The organism is Halorubrum distributum JCM 13561 (assembly GCF_000337395.1).
Taxonomy (GTDB): domain Archaea; phylum Halobacteriota; class Halobacteria; order Halobacteriales; family Haloferacaceae; genus Halorubrum; species Halorubrum distributum.
Genome location: NZ_AOJF01000029.1, coordinates 1 through 17,236, shown reverse-complemented (window position 1 = coordinate 17,236; position 17,236 = coordinate 1). Strand labels below are relative to the sequence as shown.

Below are 17,236 nucleotides of genomic sequence, written 5' to 3'. Positions count from 1 at the left end.
ATCACCGGCGTCCGCCGCCGACCGTCGAGAGTACGGGCGTCGCGCCCGCACCCGTGGAACGCGGCGTGATTTATAAATCAGTCGCGCGAGACGGCGTCGATCGGGAACCGGTCCGCCCGCGTCCGCGACACGTCCCCCGGCTCGACGGTCTCGCCGTCGACATCCACCGGCTCGCCGTCGGCCAGCCGCCCGAACGCCGGTCCCTCCGGGACGCCCCGCTCGGCAGCCAGCGCCGGGTCGAACGCCGTCTCGCTGGCGACGACCGCGTTCCGGTCGGGCGCCACCTCGACCGCGTCGTACCCCGTCTCCAGCACCTCGGCGAGCCCCTCGACGAGGTCCGCATACCCCGGCGCCTCCGGGACCGTCGCGAACGCGACGCGACCGGCCGCGCGGGTCCCCCCCTGTTCCGTGTCGAACGCGACGGCGACGGACTCGACCGCCTCCCGCGCCGCGTCGGCGTCGAGCCCTTGCGCTCGCGCGAGCAGGTCCGCCGGGAGGTCGCGGATGCGGACCGCGTCGCCGACCGCCTCGGCGCCCACGTCGGCCGGGTCGGAGTCGCCGATCACGTCGCCGTCGAGCGCGACCGCGCCGAACCGCAGCCCCTCGTCGACGGGACCGATCTCGGCCTCCAGGTGCTCGACGAGCGGGAGCGGGGCGTCGCCCACCTCGCGGACCCACGTCTCGCTCACGACTCGGTAGCCGAGCTCCTCGACGACCGCGGCGAGGTCGGGACGGTCGCCGTCGATCACGGCGCGCTCGGCGCGGCTCCGCTCGAAGGCGGCCTCGATCACGTCGCGGTTCGCGTCGGCCGCGCCGAGGTCGGCGAGCGCCCAGTCGGCGCCGACGTGGCCCACCGCCCACTCGGTCTCGCGGACGATCCGGGTGAACCGCGGCGCGTAGTGGCCGCCGCCGAACCCGACGACGTGGCGTGGACGGCCCTCGGAACCACCGGATAAGTCCGCGCCGGTCTCCCGCAGGTCGAGGACGGCCCGCGCGACCGCCCGGGCCGCCTCGGGGTCCTCCCACTGCGGCTCGTCCGAGCCCAGCTCGACGAACAGCGACGGGACTGCGACGTCCGTCGGGCCGTGGTGCGTGCACTCGATGCCGACCTCGTATCCGTCGGGCGCGTGGCGCGCGAGCGCTCCGACGACGCGCTTCTCGGCCCCGGGCGCGGCCCGCGCCAGCGACTCCGGATCGCCGCCGTACTCGGCGCCGCCGAAGTTCCCGGTGACGTGCGCCGTGAGGAGTTCGCCGGTTTCGCCCGAGTGCCGGGAGACGAACGCGAGGAACTCGGGGTCGCAGTCGAACGCGGCGGTCGGGTCGGACAGGCGGATGTGGAGGTCGTCGAACTCGCGGAGCTCGAACCCGTCCGTCCGGTAGTAGGTCCCGCCCCCGTCGGCGTCGGGGCGCGAGCCGTCCTCGCGAGTCTCCCAGTCACCGACCTCCAAGAGCCGCTCGCCGATGTGCGCCGAGGCGCTGTCGGCCCGGCTGACGACGATCGCTATCACGGCAGCCACTCGGCCGCGCGCCGCCGAATACCCGTCGGTTCCGGTCTCCGACGCCCCGCCGCGGGCGCCGATCCAGGCGTCCGCGCTACGGCAGCAGCAGGTAGACGAAGATGCCGTACCCGACGGTGAGGGCGGCGCCGTCGACGCGGGTGATCCGCTCGCGGTACGCCATCACCCCGACGATGGCGGCCGTGAACACGAGCAGCGCGGGGAACTCGAAGCTTCGGACGCCCGGCGCGACGCCGATGGGGGTCACCACGGCGACGATGCCGATGACCGCGAGGATGTTGTAGATGTTCGAGCCGACGACGTTGCCGACGCTGAACTCCGCCTCGCCGCGCACCGCGGCCACGACGCTCGCGGCCAGTTCGGGCAGCGACGTGCCCAGCGCCAGCACGGTGAGCCCGATGAAGATGTCCGAGAAGCCGGCGGCCGCCAGCAGCGACTCGCTGCCGTCGATCAGCCACCGCGAGCCGAGGACGAGCGCGGCGATCCCGGCGGCGACGATCGCGGCGTCGCGGAGCTTCGCGTCGGGCATTTCGTCACGCTCGCTGTCGGTGATCGCCGACTGGTTCTCCTGGACGCGCCGCAGGACCGCGGCGGTGAACGCGACGAGCGCCGCGAGCAGCACGGCGCCGTCGAACAGGCCGATCCGGCCGTCCCAGCCGAGGCCGACGAGCAGCAGCGCGGCCAGCACCATGAACGGCACGTCCCGGCGGAAGACGGTGTCCGAGACGTCGAGCGGGCGGATCAGCGCGGAGACGCCCAACACGAGCCCGATGTTCGCGATGTTCGAGCCGACGATCGCGCCGAGCCCGATGTCGGTCGACACCGTGACGGCGCCGAGGAGTGAGACGAAGAGCTCCGGGGCGGTCGTCGCGAACGCCACGACGGTGACGCCGACGGTCGACGCCTTCAGCCCGACGGCGAGCGCGAGGTCCCTCGCGCCCGCGACGAGCAGTTCGGCGCCGGCGTAGAGGAGGGCGACGCCGCCGGCGATCAACAGCAGTTCGACGAGTGGCGACCCGGGCAGCACGGCTCCCGGTTCGCAACGGCGTTTCAAAAGGGTCGTGATCCCCGGTCGCTCGGGGGACGGTCGTCACCGCTCGCCGCCGCCCCAGCCTCAGGCGTGGCCCGCCCGGAACTCGCCGTGTTTCACGCCGATCGCGAACGCGAGCGCCCCGAAGACGAGCATCGACGGGACGACCATCATCAGCGTCGTCTGGAGGGGCATCATGTTCGCGCCGATGAGCCCGCCGGCGCCGACCGCGACGATCAGTACGAGGATCGCTGCCGCGCGTGGAAGGTCGAACTCCATGGCCACGGTACGTCGCGAGCGATCCTAAACGTTCGGTCTCCGGAGTCGGCGTCCGGTGCGGGAAGACGGGGTGCGTTCGACCCGACCGCGCTCACACCTCGATGATCTCGTCGTCCTCGTCGTCGGGGACCCGGAGCTCGCCGTCGAGCGCCACGCTCGCCTCCCCGCCGACGTGGACGCCCTCCGCCTCGACGCGGACGCGAACGTGCCCCGGGCGGTCGACGAAGTGGCCCTGCTCGAACCGGAGCTCGTCCGGCTCGTCGCCCTCGAAGGCGTCGACGTGCCGGAGGTACCCCCCGACCGCCCCGCTCGCGGTGCCGGTAACGGGGTCCTCCGAGATGCCGAGAGAGGGCACGAACGCCCGGCCGTGGAGCGTCGAGTCCGCGTCGAGCGCGTCGAAGGTGAACGCGTACACGCCCGCGGCGTCGAACTCCTCGGAGAGGCGCTCGACCGCCTCGTCGTCGGGGTCGGCCTCGCCGAGCCGCTCCAAGAAGTTCACCGGGACGACGAGGAACGGCAGCCCGGTCGACGCGACCGCGACGGGGAGGTCCGCACCCACGTCGCGCAGCGCGGCGGGGTCGACGCCGAGCGCGGCCGCGACCCGGTCGAGGTCGACGTCGACGACATCGACGCTCGGCGCCTGCTGTCGCATCCAGACGGTGCCGTCGTCGTCGACCGAGACCGCGACGTCGCCGACGTTCGTGCGGACCGTGCGTTCGCCGCCGTCGACCGCCCCTTCGGCGAACAGGGCACCGTACGTCGCTATCGTGGCGTGCCCGCAGAGGTCGACCTCCGTGGTCGGCGAGAAGTAGCGGAGCCGGTCGTCGGCCGCGCCGTCCCCGGCCGAGTTATCGCCGTCACCGGCCGCGCCGTCGCCGCCGGTCAGGAACGCGGTCTCCGAGGCGCCCAGTTCGGCGGCGACCGCGGCCATCTGGTCGTCGCTCAGCCCCTCGGCGTCGGGGACGACGCCGGCGGCGTTCCCGGCCAGCGGCTCCGCGGCGAACGCGTCGACGAGCAGCGCGCGTCTGTGTTCCATGCCGGGCCCTCCGCGAGTCACGGACAAAAAGCCACCCGAGCCGGCCGGCGGCCAGAGCTTCGCGCGCTGCCGACCCGGCCGTCAGGCGTGGCCGCCCCCACGGCTCTCGGGGGCGTCGAACCGCCGTTTCGCGCCGCGTCCGATGTCAATCCTTTTGCCTTCGACCGCGGATGAGTGTGTATGGGTCTCTTCGACCGGCTGCGAGGGAGCGACACGCCGCGGGTGGCGTTCATCGGGATCGACGGCCTCTCGTACCGGCTCGTCGCCGACAACCCGGAGACGTTCCCGACGCTGTCGGCGATCGCGGACGACGGCGGAGGCGGACGGATCGACAGCATCGTGCCGGCGGAGTCGAGCGCCTGCTGGCCGAGCCTCACGACCGGAAAGAACCCCGGCGAGACGGGCGTGTACGGCTTCCAGGACCGCGAGGTCGGCTCCTACGACACGTACGTGCCGATGGGCCGGGACGTCCAGTCCCCCCGGGTGTGGGACCGCGCGACCGACGCGGGACTCGACGCGACCGTCATGAACGTCCCAGTCACGTTCCCGCCGCAGCGGACCGTCCAGCGGATGGTCTCCGGCTACCTCTCGCCCGACCTCGACGCGGCCGCGAATCCCGAGGAACTCCGGAAGAACCTCACTGAGAGCGACTACCGGCTGTCGGTCAACGCGAAGCTCGGCCACAAGGACGACAAGACCGCGTTCTTCGAACACGCCCGCGAGACGCTCGACGCCCGGGCCGCGGCCTTCGAACGGTACGTCGAGCGCGACGACTGGGACCTCTTCGTCGGCGTCTTCACCGCCCCCGACCGGGTCAACCACTTCCTGTGGGGCGACTATCAGGACGGCGGGACGTACCGCGAGGAGCTGTTGTCCTTCCACGCCGCGCTCGACGACCACATCGGCACGGTCCGCGAGGCGCTCCCGGACGACGTCACGCTCGTCGTCGGTTCGACGCACGGGTTCCGGCGGCTGCGCTACGACGTGTACTGCAACGAGTGGCTCGAACGGGAGGGGTGGCTCTCCTACGAGGACGACGACCACGACGCGCTCGCCGACATCGACGACGACGCCCGCGCGTACTCCCTCGTCCCCGGTCGCTTCTACCTCAACGTCGAGGGGCGCGAGCCGAACGGCGTCGTCCCCGAAGCCGAGTACGAGGAGACGCGCGCGGAGCTGCGCGAGGCGCTGGAGTCGTGGACGGGTCCGGACGGGAATCCCGTCGCGGACCGCGTCGTCGACCGCGAGACCGTGTTCCGGGGCGACCACGCCGCCATCGCGCCCGACCTCGTCGTCCTTCCGAACGACGGGTTCGACCTCAAGTCCGGGTTCCGCCCGCACGACTCGGTGTTCGACCCCGACGGACCCCGGACCGGGATGCACGCCTTCGACGACGCCGCGCTGTTCGTCGACCACGCGGACGCGACGGTCGAGGACGCCGACCTCCTCGACGTCGCGCCCACCCTTCTCCGACTGCTCGACGTCGACTACGGCCGCACGGACTTCGACGGCGCCAGCCTGGTCTGAGCCCCCTCCGTCACCCTGCTTGAGCGACCGAATTGAAGTGGATCCGCCTCCACCGGCCGGTATGGAGCGCACCCCCGACGGGACCCCCGTCGGCGTCGACGACCCGTACGCGGTCGCCGGCGTCTGCGACCACCTTACCGGCGACGGCCGGTGCCGCTTCGCGCTCACGCGGGCGGGCGACGACCCCGAGTTCGCGGCGGACCGGCGCGCGGACGGCTACGACTGTCACGTCGGCGCCGACGGCGAGTGGTCCGCATGTCCGCATTACCGGTCGACGACGGACGCGAAGACCTGCGCCCGGTGCGGACTTGACGACGTGCGGCTGGCCCACGACGACTCCCGGCCGCTCGTGGAGGAGCACCACCTCTCGTACGGGGGGACGGAGGCGGCCGGTCACGAGATAACGGTCGGGCTGTGTCGCTGGTGTCACGCGAAGGTCCACAAGTCGATCGCTCGGATCGACGACGACGCGAGCCCGGCCCCCGAGGCGATCGCCGAGCGCGAGCGTCGACGGGGCGCAGAGCTGTCGGAGTCGGCGTTCGAGACCGCGAGCGAGCGGTACGACCCCGAAGAATAGGTCGACGCCTCCCGGCGACGGCTCAGGCGTCCGGCGCCGGCCGGATCAGGTTCGCCAGCGCGACGAGGGCGCCGAGGAACCACCCGAGCGGCACCGAGATGCCGATCCACATCAGGACGTAGCCCAGCCCGGGCAGTCCCCACTGCTCGCCGAACGTCTCCAGGTCGAACGCGCCGCGGAGGACCTCGTTGATCCCGCCGACCGCGAGGAACGTGTCGAGGATCCACCGCGCGAGATCGTAGCTCGGCGGGAGGATCAGCTCCTCCAACGTCGGCGTGACGAGCGCGGCGACGACCGGGGGGAGAAACAGCGCCGTCATCGCGAACGGATACGCGAGGAGGACACTGACGAACCGGCCCCCGACCTTCGAGAAGCCGGCGGCGAACGCGGAGGACACGACCGCTACCGTGCTCGCGGCCCCGACCGCGATCACCGCGTCGAACGGGAGCTGGAGATGCGTGATCACCGTCAGCCCCCCCCAGACGACGGCGGCGACGACCACGGCGCCGGCGACGCCGATGCGGGTGACCGCGGAGTCGAGCTTCGCCGCGTAGTAGCGGGTGGCGAACCCGACGAGCAGGAGGGGGTACGCCACCGCGACGAGCGGGGCGCCCAGCACCGCCCAGAGGTAGTAGCCGACGGACTGGACGGTCGTCTCGGGCTTCCACTTCCCCAGGACGGCGCTCGGGTCGAGCTGCCGCGGGAAGACCACCTCCATCCACGTCTCGTGGAGGCGAACCACGTCTAGGAAGAGCGCTTCCACCAGCCCGGTTTGTCCTCGTCGTTCCATTTGCCTCACGTCGCGCGCGGCCCGACGTGAACTTTGTGCCTTCGGCTGCGGGGTTCTCGCGAGCGATATACGCGTCGATAGGCTTAAAGAACTGTGTAGACCTACCGGGACACATGAAACGACGTGGACTGCTCGCGGCACTCGCGGCGTCGACCTCGGTCGCTATCGCCGGGTGCGCCGGCGAGGACGGGAGCTACGAGTTCGACGCGGAACCGGCGCGCGTTCCCGAGTCCGCGTACGCGGAGGGCTACTCCGGGGAGGATCCGGAGTCGTACACCATCGACCGCGAGTTCAACGTCACTGGCGTGAACGCGAAGGTCACGGCGACGACGTGGGTCGCCCGGTACACCAACTCGACGACCCAGTCGGCGCTGTTCGTGGCGAGTACGCCGAACGCCTCCGTCGCCGGACAGTCGGTCAATCCGCTCGTCAGGGTGGAGGGCGCGGACCTCATCCGACGGCTCCTCAACCAGATCAATCAGCAGGACGTCGGCGGCGGCAACGCCGACATCGAAACGGACGACATCGAGGAGCGCGGCGAGGAGACCCGGACGATCCTCGGCGAAGAGACCACCGTCCCCATCTTCGAGACGACGATCAGCGCCGACGTCGAGGGGACGGGCAACTCGAGCGGATCCGTCGAAAACGTCCCCGTTCTCCTGTACATCGCTACCGTCCAACACACCGCGGACGGCGCGGACAGCGAAGACGCGATCGCGATGGTCGGCGTCCACCCGGAACAGGCGTCCCAGCGCGAGCAGTTGCTCTCGATGATGGAAGCGGTCGAACACTGACCGGCCCCGACGACTCCCGTCTCCGTTCGTCGCTCCCGTCAGGTCCGATCGTCGCCCCGCGAATATCCGGCCATGACCCGGTTACGAGGCGACGCAGTCATGCGATTATTTCTCCGAACGGAAGCTTCCACGTTCGTAAATCACTTATAAGCGATCAACCCGAGTGAGAGATCCCGCGGTGTGACAAGAGGCGCTTCGCGGGGTCCGGTCGGCTACTGACGCCGCGCTGCCCCGAGAGCGATCGCTCTGGCAACCGTGGCACGTTCGCTATGATCCGGACGCGATCGGTTCAATGGCTGTGGGTCGGCATCGTGATGGGTGCTGTGGTGGGCGCTGTTGTCTTACTAATTATCTCTGGGACATTCGCAGCCTCCGCACAACTATGGGATGTAGATAGTGCGAGCGATCTTGAAATTGGATCCGAACAGCAGCAAGTAGTCACCAATATCGAAGTTCTTGACTCTAACGAGCCTGTTGAGATTCATGTTGGAGATCTTGTTGACTCTGGAGCAGAGTTAGATCACAACGCGACATCCTATCGAATAGACATTGATGAGAAAACGAATAGATCGGAGGTGTATATAGAAAACCCGAACAGCTCAAATGCGACCGTTGTCGTGTCTGCTTCAGCAATTTCCAGTCCTGGCCGTTTTGATCTATACATCAGCAATATAGATACAACAAATGTTAGTAAATACGATGAAGAAGGAGCAAAAATAAATCGCGATCTATCATATACTGCTGAACAGGGAGGAAAGAAAGCATCTGTTGGTTTTAACATATCTTATCTTGGATCTATCGGATTTAAATCTGATACGTATAACCAATCTACACAATCTGTTTTCTACAATTACTCCACAAACAATAATCAAAGCCCAAACACTGCTGTAACAATTTGGGAGGAGGAGCAAGATGGGAGCCTGGGAGAGAAAATCAAAACTGTAGAGACATCTAGTAAAAATATATCACTCAGAGACACTGATATTGAAGGTGAAACAAAGATAATAATTGGTCTTCACTCTTCACCAGACAAGCACAGTTTCAATGCGATCTACGCTTTAGATTCAACAAGTATCAATGTCTCTGTGCCTGCTCAACTTGTAGGTGGGCCATTTTATTACAGCAGAAATGACGTGGATAAGGGGTCTGACGGTACTCTCCTGTTCGAATTCAACACGAATATATCCCGTTCCCAGGGCTATATAACTACTAAATTATCCAATAATAGAACAGAAAACATCTCTCTTAAAAACCACCCAGAGACCTTTGATATAAAAGGTGACTTCCTGTATGTTTATCCACTGACCGCAGCCAACATTTCTACTAAAGATATTCAACCAGTGATCAACAATATCGAAGTTGGTGGTATTGTCTCCACCTCAAGCAGTAACCCGTACAAAAACCAATTCAGTTCTCCTGTTCGTGTAGATAATTTAGTCTATAGTGGAAAGAGAGATACAATCAATCAAGGTTCGAATATTGGCCTCCGATTAGAACAACAGTATGGCTATAATCTATCAAAACTTAACGGAAGTTTGGTTAAACAAATAGATTCTACTGGTTTAAACACTATTCATACGGTAAGAACAGAAGGTCTTAGCCCCGGCCACTACTCAGTGAATTCTAATTCTGGAACAGAGAATATTACCTTCCAGTTGATTGATTCATCCATTCATTTTGAAACAGCTGACACAGTAAACGGATCTCAGATACCGATTCATATTGGTTCGACTGGAACCAATCGGACTGCTGTTCTTAATGTCTCGAAGACAAATTCTGGTATGATATTTCGGACAGAGATTATGTTGAATAACGCTTCCAATGTCAGTAGATATATTCCTGTTTCTCAACCCGGAACATACTCAGTAGAATTACATGATCTGGATACGAATATCACCACTACTCAGGATGTAGAGGTTTTGAAAGACAGAAACCCTACTGTCCGTGCTGCTATTCATGAGAAATCACACAGTGGCAGCCATCTCGATCTAGTTCTAAATTCAACATATGATACCTCTTCGATAACTTTGATGTCTCAAAATAATACTACTACAACACTCGAACTGAAAACCATCGAGACGGGTCCGACACCAGTGACGGTCAATACGTACGCGTCGCCCGAATCCCCGTCGAACTTCGTCACGACCGGGTCCGGCATCGACGTCGAATCGGTCACGGGCGATACCGCTCCGCTCTCGCCCGGGACGTACGACCTCACGCTGCGGTCGGAGCACGGCACCGAAGTCGCCAACGACACCGCGACGGTCACCGTGGAACCCCGCTCGACGAGCGACCTGACCGCGTACACCACGCGGTCGGTCGCATCCGGGGAGTTCGAGAACGCATCCGCGGTCCGAGAGGCGATCGCCGACGGAACCCTCACGCCGGCGACGACCGCGACCGCGAACGACACGGTCGTGTACGCCGTGAACGCAACCGGGCTGACGGGCCTCCCGGCGGCCGCGAACGCGTCGCTGGAACGAGGTGCGGACCTCGACCGGCTCGACGGCCTCTCGTTCGGCGTGGCGCCGACGGGGGCGGACGACGGCGACGAGTCCACCGACGGCGACGGGCTCGGCCGAACGCTGAACGGATCCGGGATTCACCTCGACCGACAGGGCCTGTACCTCGTCGTCGACGGCGAACGCGCGTTCGGAACCGAGACGCTCCCCGAACCCGGCGCGACGTTCGAGGCCGAGTTCCGGGTCGACGACGATCGACTGCGTCGGACCGCCGCGGACGACCGGCACCGGGCGGCGACCGAACTGACCTACGCCACCGATTCGACCGATAGGAGCATCGACACCGAAAGCGGCGACGACTCGACCGAAGCGAGCGGGTCCACCGACTCGGAGGCGTCGGGTTCGACCAGTTCGACGGGCGGTTCCGATGCGATCGGTGGGGGGTCGGCCGGTGGTGGTTCGACCGGCGGCAGTTCGACCGGCGGCAGTTCGACCGGTGGGGGGTCGACCGGTGGTGGTTCGACCGGCGGCCCGAGCGCACCCGGAGGAGGCGCCAACCCCGCCGGCTCGGCCGCCGCCGGTAACGCCACGAACGCGGGCGGTTCGGCCCCGTCCGAGGAGTCGCTGGGACCGGACGCGAACCGCCCGGCGCCGCGCCTCGGGATGGGCATCTCGATCGCCCCCGGGACGTCCGAGATTCCGCCGTCCGTGGGACCGCCGGAGGTCTTCGGAACCGGCGGCCCGGAACGCGGCGCGGGCGGTCCCACGGGCGCGGAGTCGCGCTCCGAGCACGGACGGCCGAACGACGCGGGTGGCGGTGAAGGCGACGACGCGACGTCGGCGGGACCCGCCGACTCGGTCGAATCCCCCGAGTCGTCCGCGGCGGGCGATCAGTCTGCGACGGGGGACTCCTCCCCGGACGAGGCCGACGCGAGCGATCTCGGGTACGACGAGGCGCCGATCCGATCGACCGCGTACGACCTCCCCGGATTCGACGCCGTCGCCTCGCTCGCGGCGCTGGCGGGCGCGTCGCTTCTCGCTCGGCGTCGCGGACGCGAGTCGTGATCGCGACGACGCTGGTGACCGCGGGGGCGCATTCGGCGGGGCCCCGTCGGACCGGGCCACCGCGGGCGGTCGGCTGCTGCCGATCGCCGGTATCCTTTTGCTCGCCGGTGCCGTTCGTTCGGGTATGAGCGTGACCATCACACCGCCGAAGGAGCGCACGTGCGAGCTGTGCGGGCGCGACGAGCGGTGGGACGACGAGGCCGACGGGTGGCGCATCGCGGACGAACCCGGCAACGTCTACTGTATCCACGAGTGGGACATCAACGGCTCGTTCGTCCCGCTCGAAGAGTAGTTCCTGACTGGACGTTCTACCACTCTGGACGGAATACGTGAGACGTCCGCGGAGGATTCTCGTTGAACACGTCAATCTGCGGCTCCGCCGTGCGCGACTCGTGATCGATCCCGAGGTGTGTCATCTGGTCACCACCCGTGATGAATAATTACCTTATATTCCCTAATGTGTGTACGATGGATCCTACCCCTATCAGGGTCATACCTTTAACTGTTCACTCGTACGCGAGTGTATGACCAAGTCACGTAGTACCACCCGGGGCGTACGCGACTCGGAGTCCTCGGGTCAGGAGGGGGGGCTCGCGGCGCCGACGGACGACCGGTCGAACTGCGGCATCGGCGGGGTCGTCGACCTCGACGGCGCGCCGTCGCACGAGGCCGTCACGGACGCGGTCGAACTGCTCGAGAACCTCGAACACCGCGGGACGACGGGCGCCGAGGAGAACACCGGCGACGGCGCGGGTATCATGGTCGCGCGTCCGGACGAGTTCTTCCGCGAGGTCGTCGACGCCGACCTCCCGGCGGAGTACGCGGTCGGCTCCGTGTTCATGCCGCCCGAACCGGGCGTCCAGGCGGAGATCCACGACGTCATCGCCGAGGTGTGCGCCGTCTACGGGCTGGAGGTGCTGGCGTGGCGCTCCGTCCCCACCGACAACAGCGACCTCGGTGCCACGGCGCTCGACTCCGAGCCGGAGGTGTCGCAGGTGTTCGTCGCGCCCGTCGAGGGCGCGGGGCTCGCCCAGCGGTTCGCCAGCGAGGCGGACCGGTCCGACGACGTCGACCCCGGCCTGCTCGGCTTCGACCGCGCGCTGTACGCCGCCCGCCGCGAGATCGAGAACGCGGTCTCGGAGGTCGACGGCGCCGGGCGCTTCTACGTCTGCTCGCTCGACCGCCAGCGCGTCGTCTACAAGGGCCTGCTGAAGGGGTCGCAGCTCGCCGACTACTACCCGGACCTGACCGACGAGCGGTTCGCGAGCCACGTCGCCCTAGTCCACGCGCGGTTCTCGACGAACACGCTCGGCGCGTGGCACCTCGCGCACCCGTACCGCAACATCGTCCACAACGGCGAGTTCAACACGATCCGCGGCAACGTCAACTGGATGCGCGCCCGCGAGAACGACCTGGAACACCCGGCGTTCGGGGCCGAGCTCGACACGATCAAGCCGGTGATCGACGACCCGAACCAGTCCGACACCGCGAGCGTCGACAACGCGCTCGAGCTCCTGCTCCAGACCGACCGCGACCTCCCGCACGCGCTCCGCATGCTGATCCCGGAGGCGTTCCGCGGCGACGACCTGATGGACGACGACCGCGCGGAGTTCTACGACTACCACGCCTCGCTCGTTGAGCCGTGGGACGGGCCCGCCCTCGTCATCGGCTTCGACGGCGAGCGGGTCGCCGGCGTCCTCGACCGCAACGGGCTCCGCCCGTGCCGCTACGAGGTGACGACCGACGACCGCCTCGTCGTCGGCAGCGAGGTGGGCGCGCTTCCGACCGAGCCGGCGGACGTGCGCCGCCGCGGTCGACTCCAGCCCGGCGAGATCTTCGTCGCCGACCCCGAGGCGGGCCGGATCGTCCCCGACGACGAGGTGTTCGAGGAGCTCACCGACGAGAAGTACGGCGAGTGGGTCGAGGACGGACAGGTCGACCTCGACGACCTCACCGACGAGGACGGCGTCGCGGCCGGGATCGACGCCGACTCGACCGCTGAAGCGGACGGCGAATCGGGCGAGGCTGACGGGACGGACGAGGCAGACGAGGCGGAACCCACCGTCCGCGCCCACCAGGCCGCGTTCGGCTACACGACCGACTCGCTGAACCACCTCGTCGAGCCGATGGCGAAGGACGGGAAGGACCCGGTCGGCTCGATGGGCGACGACACGCCGCTCTCGGTCCTCGCCGACGTCGACCGCCCCCTCTTCACCTACTTCAAGCAGCTGTTCGCGCAGGTGTCGAACCCGCCGATCGACTACATCCGTGAGGAGCTCGTCACCTCGCTGGAGACCCGCATCGGGAACCAGCGCAACCTCCTCGACGAGACGCCCGAACACGCGGAACAGATCGTCGCGGACACGCCGGTCCTGACGGACGCCGAGACGGCGGCGCTCCGCGACCTGCCCGGGCCGGGCGAGCGAAGGCCGGGCGAGCGCCGCGGACGCGAGGACGTCGACGGTCCCTCGTTTAGTTCCGTGACCGTCGACGTCACCTACGACCGCGACGGCTCGCTCGTCGACGCCGTGAGCCGCGTCCGCGAGGACGCCGCGGCCGCCATCGAGGACGGGGCCGACGTGGTCGTCCTCTCTGACCGCGCCGTCGGGCCGGACCGGCTCGCGGTGCCGAGCCTGCTCGCGACCGGCGCGGTCCATCACCACCTCGTGCGCAAGGGGCTCCGCAACCGCGCGGGCGTCGTCGTCGAGTCCGGCGAGCCGCACGAGGTCCACCACCTCGCCACGCTCGTCGGCTACGGCGCGGACGCGGTCGACCCGTACCTCGCGTACGCCTCCATCGCCGACGTGGTCGCCGGCCCGGACGGCGCCGACGAGGACGAGGCCCTCGCGGCGTACCGCCACGCGCTGGAGGACGGCCTCCTCAAGACGATGGCGAAGATGGGCATTTCGACGATGGAGTCGTACCAGGGCGCCCAGATCTTCGAGGCGGTCGGGCTCGACTCCGAGTTCGTCGCCGAGTACTTCGAGGGGACGGAGATCCGCACCGAGGGGATCGGGGCCGAGCAGATCGAAGACGACCTCCGCACGCGCCACGCGATGGCGTTCGGCGCCGACCCCGAGCTGGAGACGATCGGCGAGTACGAACACCGCTCCTCGGGCGTGAAACACGGCTGGAACCCCCAGACCGTCGGGACGCTCCAGCAGGCGGTCCGCGGCGGCGACTACGAGCAGTACCGGGAGTTCGCCGAGCTGGTGAACGACCAGACCGAGGAGCTCCAGTCGCTGCGCGGCCTCCTTGAGTTCGACTCCGACCGCGACCCGGTTCCCGTCGAGCAGGTCGAGCCCGTCGAGTCGATCGTCGAGCGCTTCTCGACGGCCGCGATGAGCCTTGGGAGCATCTCGCCGGAGGCCCACGAGAACAACGCCATCGCGATGAACCGGATCGGCGCGAAGTCGAACACCGGCGAGGGCGGCGAGCCGCCCGAGCGGTTCGACACGGAGAAGGAGTGTACCGTCAAGCAAGTCGCCTCCGGGCGCTTCGGCGTCACCTCGGAGTACCTCGCGAGCGCCGAGGAGCTCCAGATAAAGATGGCGCAGGGCTCGAAGCCCGGCGAGGGCGGCCACCTCCCGGGGAAGAAAGTCAACGAGATGATCGCGCACGTGCGGTGTTCGACCCCCGGCGTCGGCCTCATCTCGCCGCCGCCCCAGCACGACATCTACTCGATCGAGGACCTCAAGCAGCTCATCTTCGACCTGAAGGCCGCGAGCCCCGAGGCCGACGTCAACGTGAAGCTGGTCTCGGAGGCGGGAATCGGCACCATCGCGGCCGGCGTCGCGAAGGCGAACGCCGACGTCGTCCACGTCTCCGGCCACGACGGCGGGACGGGCGCGTCGCCGAAGACCTCGATCAAGAACGCCGGCCTGCCGTGGGAGCTCGGGCTCGCGGAAGCGAACCAGATGCTCCGCGCGACCGGCCTGCGCGACCGGATTCGGGTATCGGCCGACGGCGGACTCCGGACCGGGCGCGACGTCGCGGTCGCGGCCGCGCTGGGCGCCGAGGAGTACATCTTCGGCACCGCGTCGCTCGTCACCTCGGGCTGCGTGATGGCGCGGCAGTGCCACGAGAACACCTGCCCGGTCGGGGTCGCCACCCAGCGCGAGGACCTCCGCCAGCGGTTCCCCGGCCAGCCGGACCACGTCATCAACTACATGACGTTCATCGCGCAGGAGCTGCGGGAGATCATGGCCGAGCAGGGGTACACCGAGCTCGAGGAGTTCATCGGTCGGCCCGGTCTCCTCTCGCAGCGCGAGACGGACCACGAGAAGGCGAAGCACCTCGACCTCTCGGCGGTCATCGCCGAGCCCGCGGGCGAGGCCCGCACCAAGGTCCGCGAGCAGGCCCACGACGGCATCGACGACCTGCTCGACTGGGACCTCATCGACGAGGCCGCGCCCGCCATCGAGGACGGCGCGCCGGTCGCGCTCACCCGCGACGTGCGGAACGTCGACCGCGCGGTCGGCGCGACGCTCTCGAACCGCGTCGTCTCCGAACACGGCGGCGAGGGGCTCCCGGACGACACCATCTCGTGCCGGTTCGACGGCGAGGCCGGGCAGAGCTTCGGCGCGTTCCTCGCGCCGGGAATCACGATGGAGCTGTCGGGCGCCGCGAACGACTACGTGGGCAAGGGGCTCTCCGGCGGTCGCCTCGTGATCGACACGCCCGCCGAGGCCGCGTACGATCCGACCGAGAACGTCGTCGCCGGGAACGTCTGCCTGTACGGCGCCACCGCGGGCGAGATGTACGTCAACGGCGTCGCCGGCGAGCGGTTCGGCGTCCGCAACTCCGGCGTGCGGGCGGTCGTCGAGGGCGTCGGCGACCACGGCTGCGAGTACATGACCGGCGGCGTCGTCGCCGTTCTCGGCGACACGGGCCGCAACTTCGCGGCGGGGATGTCCGGCGGCATCGCGTACGTGTACGACCCCGACGACCGCCTCGACGACCGCGTCAACCGCGGGATGGTGTCGGTCTCCGAGACGCTGGCGGAGTCCGACGAGCGGATGCTCCGCCGGCTCGTCGAGAACCACCGCGCGTACACGGACAGCGAGCGCGCGGCCGACCTCCTCGACGACTGGGAGGCCGCGCTCGACGACTTCGTCCGCGTCTTCCCCGACGCGTACGCGGAGGTCATCGCGGAGGGCAAGGGCGCCGACGTGCGCGAGGAGCCGCCCGCGCCCGCCGCCGCCGTGCCGGGCGCCGACGCCGACGCGACCGGACAGGTGTCGAGCGACGACTGAGGAAAAAAAGCCGCCTGCGGTCAGTCGATCGTCTCCGAGTCGACCTCGCTCTCCGCTGTCGCCCGTTCGACCGCGCGGTCGACGTGGCGCTCGCGGGCGCGCTCGACGAACTCCTCCGGCAGCTCGTCTATCTCGCCGGCCTGAACGCCCCAGAGCTTCGCGTAGAGCCCGTCCGCCGCGAGCAGCTCGTCGTGGGTGCCGCGCTCGACGACCTCCCCGTCCTCCAACACGAGCGCGGTGTCGGCGTCCGTCACCGTCGAGAGGCGATGCGCGATGACGAACGTGGTCCGGTCGGCGGCGAGGCGGTCGAGCGAGCGCTGGATCAGCATCTCCGTCTCCGTGTCGACCGCGGAGGTCGCCTCGTCCAAGATCAGGATCGCGGGGTCTTGGAGGACGACCCGCGCGATGGCGAGCCGCTGGCGCTGGCCGCCGGAGAGCTTCACGCCGCGCTCGCCGATCCGCGTCTCGTAGCCGTTCGGCAGGGAGTCGATGAACTCGTGGGCCTCCGCGGCCTTCGCGGCCTTGACGACGCGCTCGCGGATCGCGTCCTCGTCGAGGCCGTCGCCGCCCGCCTCGTCGATCCGCGTGAACCGCCCGTAGCGGATGTTCTCGGCGATGGTGCCGTCGAACAGCGTGGTGTCCTGCGCGACGTAGCCGACCGACGAGCGGAGGCTCTCGACGGTCACGTCGCGGACGTCGTGGCCGTCGACGCGGATGGCGCCGTCGGTGACGTCGTACAGCCGGAGGAGCAGCTTGAGCAGCGTCGACTTCCCGGCACCGGTCGGGCCGACGAGGGCGACGGTGTCGCCCGGCTCGGCGGAAAAGGAGACCCCGCGGAGGACCTCCTCGTCGGCGTCCTCGGGGTCGACGAGGGCGTTCTCGGGGCTGTCTCTTATACACATCT

The 17,236-nt window shown here is 67.9% G+C and carries 12 protein-coding genes; 6 read left to right on the top strand and 6 right to left on the bottom strand.

Annotated elements, in window-relative coordinates:
* Positions 1 to 77 precede the first annotated feature (77 nt).
* The 4 genes from C470_RS04715 to C470_RS04700 form a co-directional block, all read right to left on the bottom strand.
* Complete coding sequence (locus tag C470_RS04715; protein WP_008365636.1) at positions 78 to 1,508, bottom strand: D-aminoacyl-tRNA deacylase; 1,431 nt, start codon at positions 1,506 to 1,508, stop codon at positions 78 to 80.
* Positions 1,509 to 1,593: 85 nt separating this feature from the next.
* Positions 1,594 to 2,544, bottom strand: coding sequence for a calcium/sodium antiporter (locus C470_RS04710; RefSeq protein ID WP_007346178.1), 951 nt, complete (start codon positions 2,542 to 2,544; stop codon positions 1,594 to 1,596).
* An 87-nt stretch (positions 2,545 to 2,631) separates the two neighbouring features.
* Positions 2,632 to 2,826 carry a DUF7333 family protein gene (locus C470_RS04705; RefSeq protein ID WP_004598340.1) on the bottom strand — a complete coding sequence of 65 codons (195 nt, stop codon included), beginning with the start codon at positions 2,824 to 2,826 and terminating at the stop codon, positions 2,632 to 2,634.
* 91 nt (positions 2,827 to 2,917) lie between these two features.
* The gene (locus C470_RS04700; RefSeq protein ID WP_008365633.1) at positions 2,918 to 3,862 is read right to left on the bottom strand and encodes a PhzF family phenazine biosynthesis protein; all 945 of its coding nucleotides are present in this window, start codon (positions 3,860 to 3,862) and stop codon (positions 2,918 to 2,920) included.
* A gap of 180 nt (positions 3,863 to 4,042) precedes the next feature.
* Here C470_RS04700 and C470_RS04695 point away from each other — a divergent pair, with 180 nt between their 5' ends.
* Positions 4,043 to 5,389, top strand: coding sequence for an alkaline phosphatase family protein (locus C470_RS04695; protein ID WP_008365631.1), 1,347 nt, complete (start codon positions 4,043 to 4,045; stop codon positions 5,387 to 5,389).
* Between the two features lie 61 nt (positions 5,390 to 5,450).
* Complete coding sequence (locus C470_RS04690) at positions 5,451 to 5,966, top strand: DUF7097 family protein (protein ID WP_007994286.1); 516 nt, start codon at positions 5,451 to 5,453, stop codon at positions 5,964 to 5,966.
* A gap of 22 nt (positions 5,967 to 5,988) precedes the next feature.
* Here the strand turns inward: C470_RS04690 and C470_RS04685 are convergent, their stop codons facing one another.
* A complete protein-coding gene (locus C470_RS04685) occupies positions 5,989 to 6,729 on the bottom strand; it encodes a hypothetical protein (protein WP_004598336.1) in 741 nt (246 codons plus the stop codon).
* Between the two features lie 140 nt (positions 6,730 to 6,869).
* On the opposite strand from C470_RS04685, the gene C470_RS04680 reads away from it, so the two are divergent.
* From C470_RS04680 to gltB, 4 genes are all read left to right on the top strand, one after another.
* Positions 6,870 to 7,550, top strand: a complete 681-nt coding sequence (locus tag C470_RS04680) for a DUF6517 family protein (protein WP_004598335.1) — start codon at positions 6,870 to 6,872, stop codon at positions 7,548 to 7,550.
* A gap of 2,093 nt (positions 7,551 to 9,643) precedes the next feature.
* Complete coding sequence (locus C470_RS04675; protein WP_008365629.1) at positions 9,644 to 11,077, top strand: PGF-CTERM sorting domain-containing protein; 1,434 nt, start codon at positions 9,644 to 9,646, stop codon at positions 11,075 to 11,077.
* Between the two features lie 124 nt (positions 11,078 to 11,201).
* On the top strand, positions 11,202 to 11,369 hold the full coding sequence (locus C470_RS16020; protein ID WP_004598333.1) for an HEWD family protein: 168 nt from the start codon (positions 11,202 to 11,204) through the stop codon (positions 11,367 to 11,369).
* A 232-nt stretch (positions 11,370 to 11,601) separates the two neighbouring features.
* Positions 11,602 to 16,332 carry a glutamate synthase large subunit gene (gltB, locus tag C470_RS04670; RefSeq protein ID WP_008365626.1) on the top strand — a complete coding sequence of 1,577 codons (4,731 nt, stop codon included), beginning with the start codon at positions 11,602 to 11,604 and terminating at the stop codon, positions 16,330 to 16,332.
* A 20-nt stretch (positions 16,333 to 16,352) separates the two neighbouring features.
* Here gltB and C470_RS04665 read toward each other — a convergent pair.
* On the bottom strand, positions 16,353 to 17,236 hold an 884-nt coding region (locus C470_RS04665; RefSeq protein WP_008365624.1), incomplete at its 5' end, for an ABC transporter ATP-binding protein.

Excerpts from the sequence above, each read along its gene's own strand:
- C470_RS04705 (WP_004598340.1), bottom strand. The coding sequence starts at position 2,826 with ATGGAGTTCGACCTTCCACGCGCGGCAGCGATCCTCGTACTGATCGTC.
- C470_RS04700 (WP_008365633.1), bottom strand. The coding sequence starts at position 3,862 with ATGGAACACAGACGCGCGCTGCTCGTCGACGCGTTCGCCGCGGAGCCG.
- C470_RS04695 (WP_008365631.1), top strand. The coding sequence starts at position 4,043 with ATGGGTCTCTTCGACCGGCTGCGAGGGAGCGACACGCCGCGGGTGGCG.
- C470_RS04690 (WP_007994286.1), top strand. The coding sequence starts at position 5,451 with ATGGAGCGCACCCCCGACGGGACCCCCGTCGGCGTCGACGACCCGTAC.
- C470_RS04680 (WP_004598335.1), top strand. The coding sequence starts at position 6,870 with ATGAAACGACGTGGACTGCTCGCGGCACTCGCGGCGTCGACCTCGGTC.
- C470_RS16020 (WP_004598333.1), top strand. The coding sequence starts at position 11,202 with ATGAGCGTGACCATCACACCGCCGAAGGAGCGCACGTGCGAGCTGTGC.
- gltB (WP_008365626.1), top strand. The coding sequence starts at position 11,602 with ATGACCAAGTCACGTAGTACCACCCGGGGCGTACGCGACTCGGAGTCC.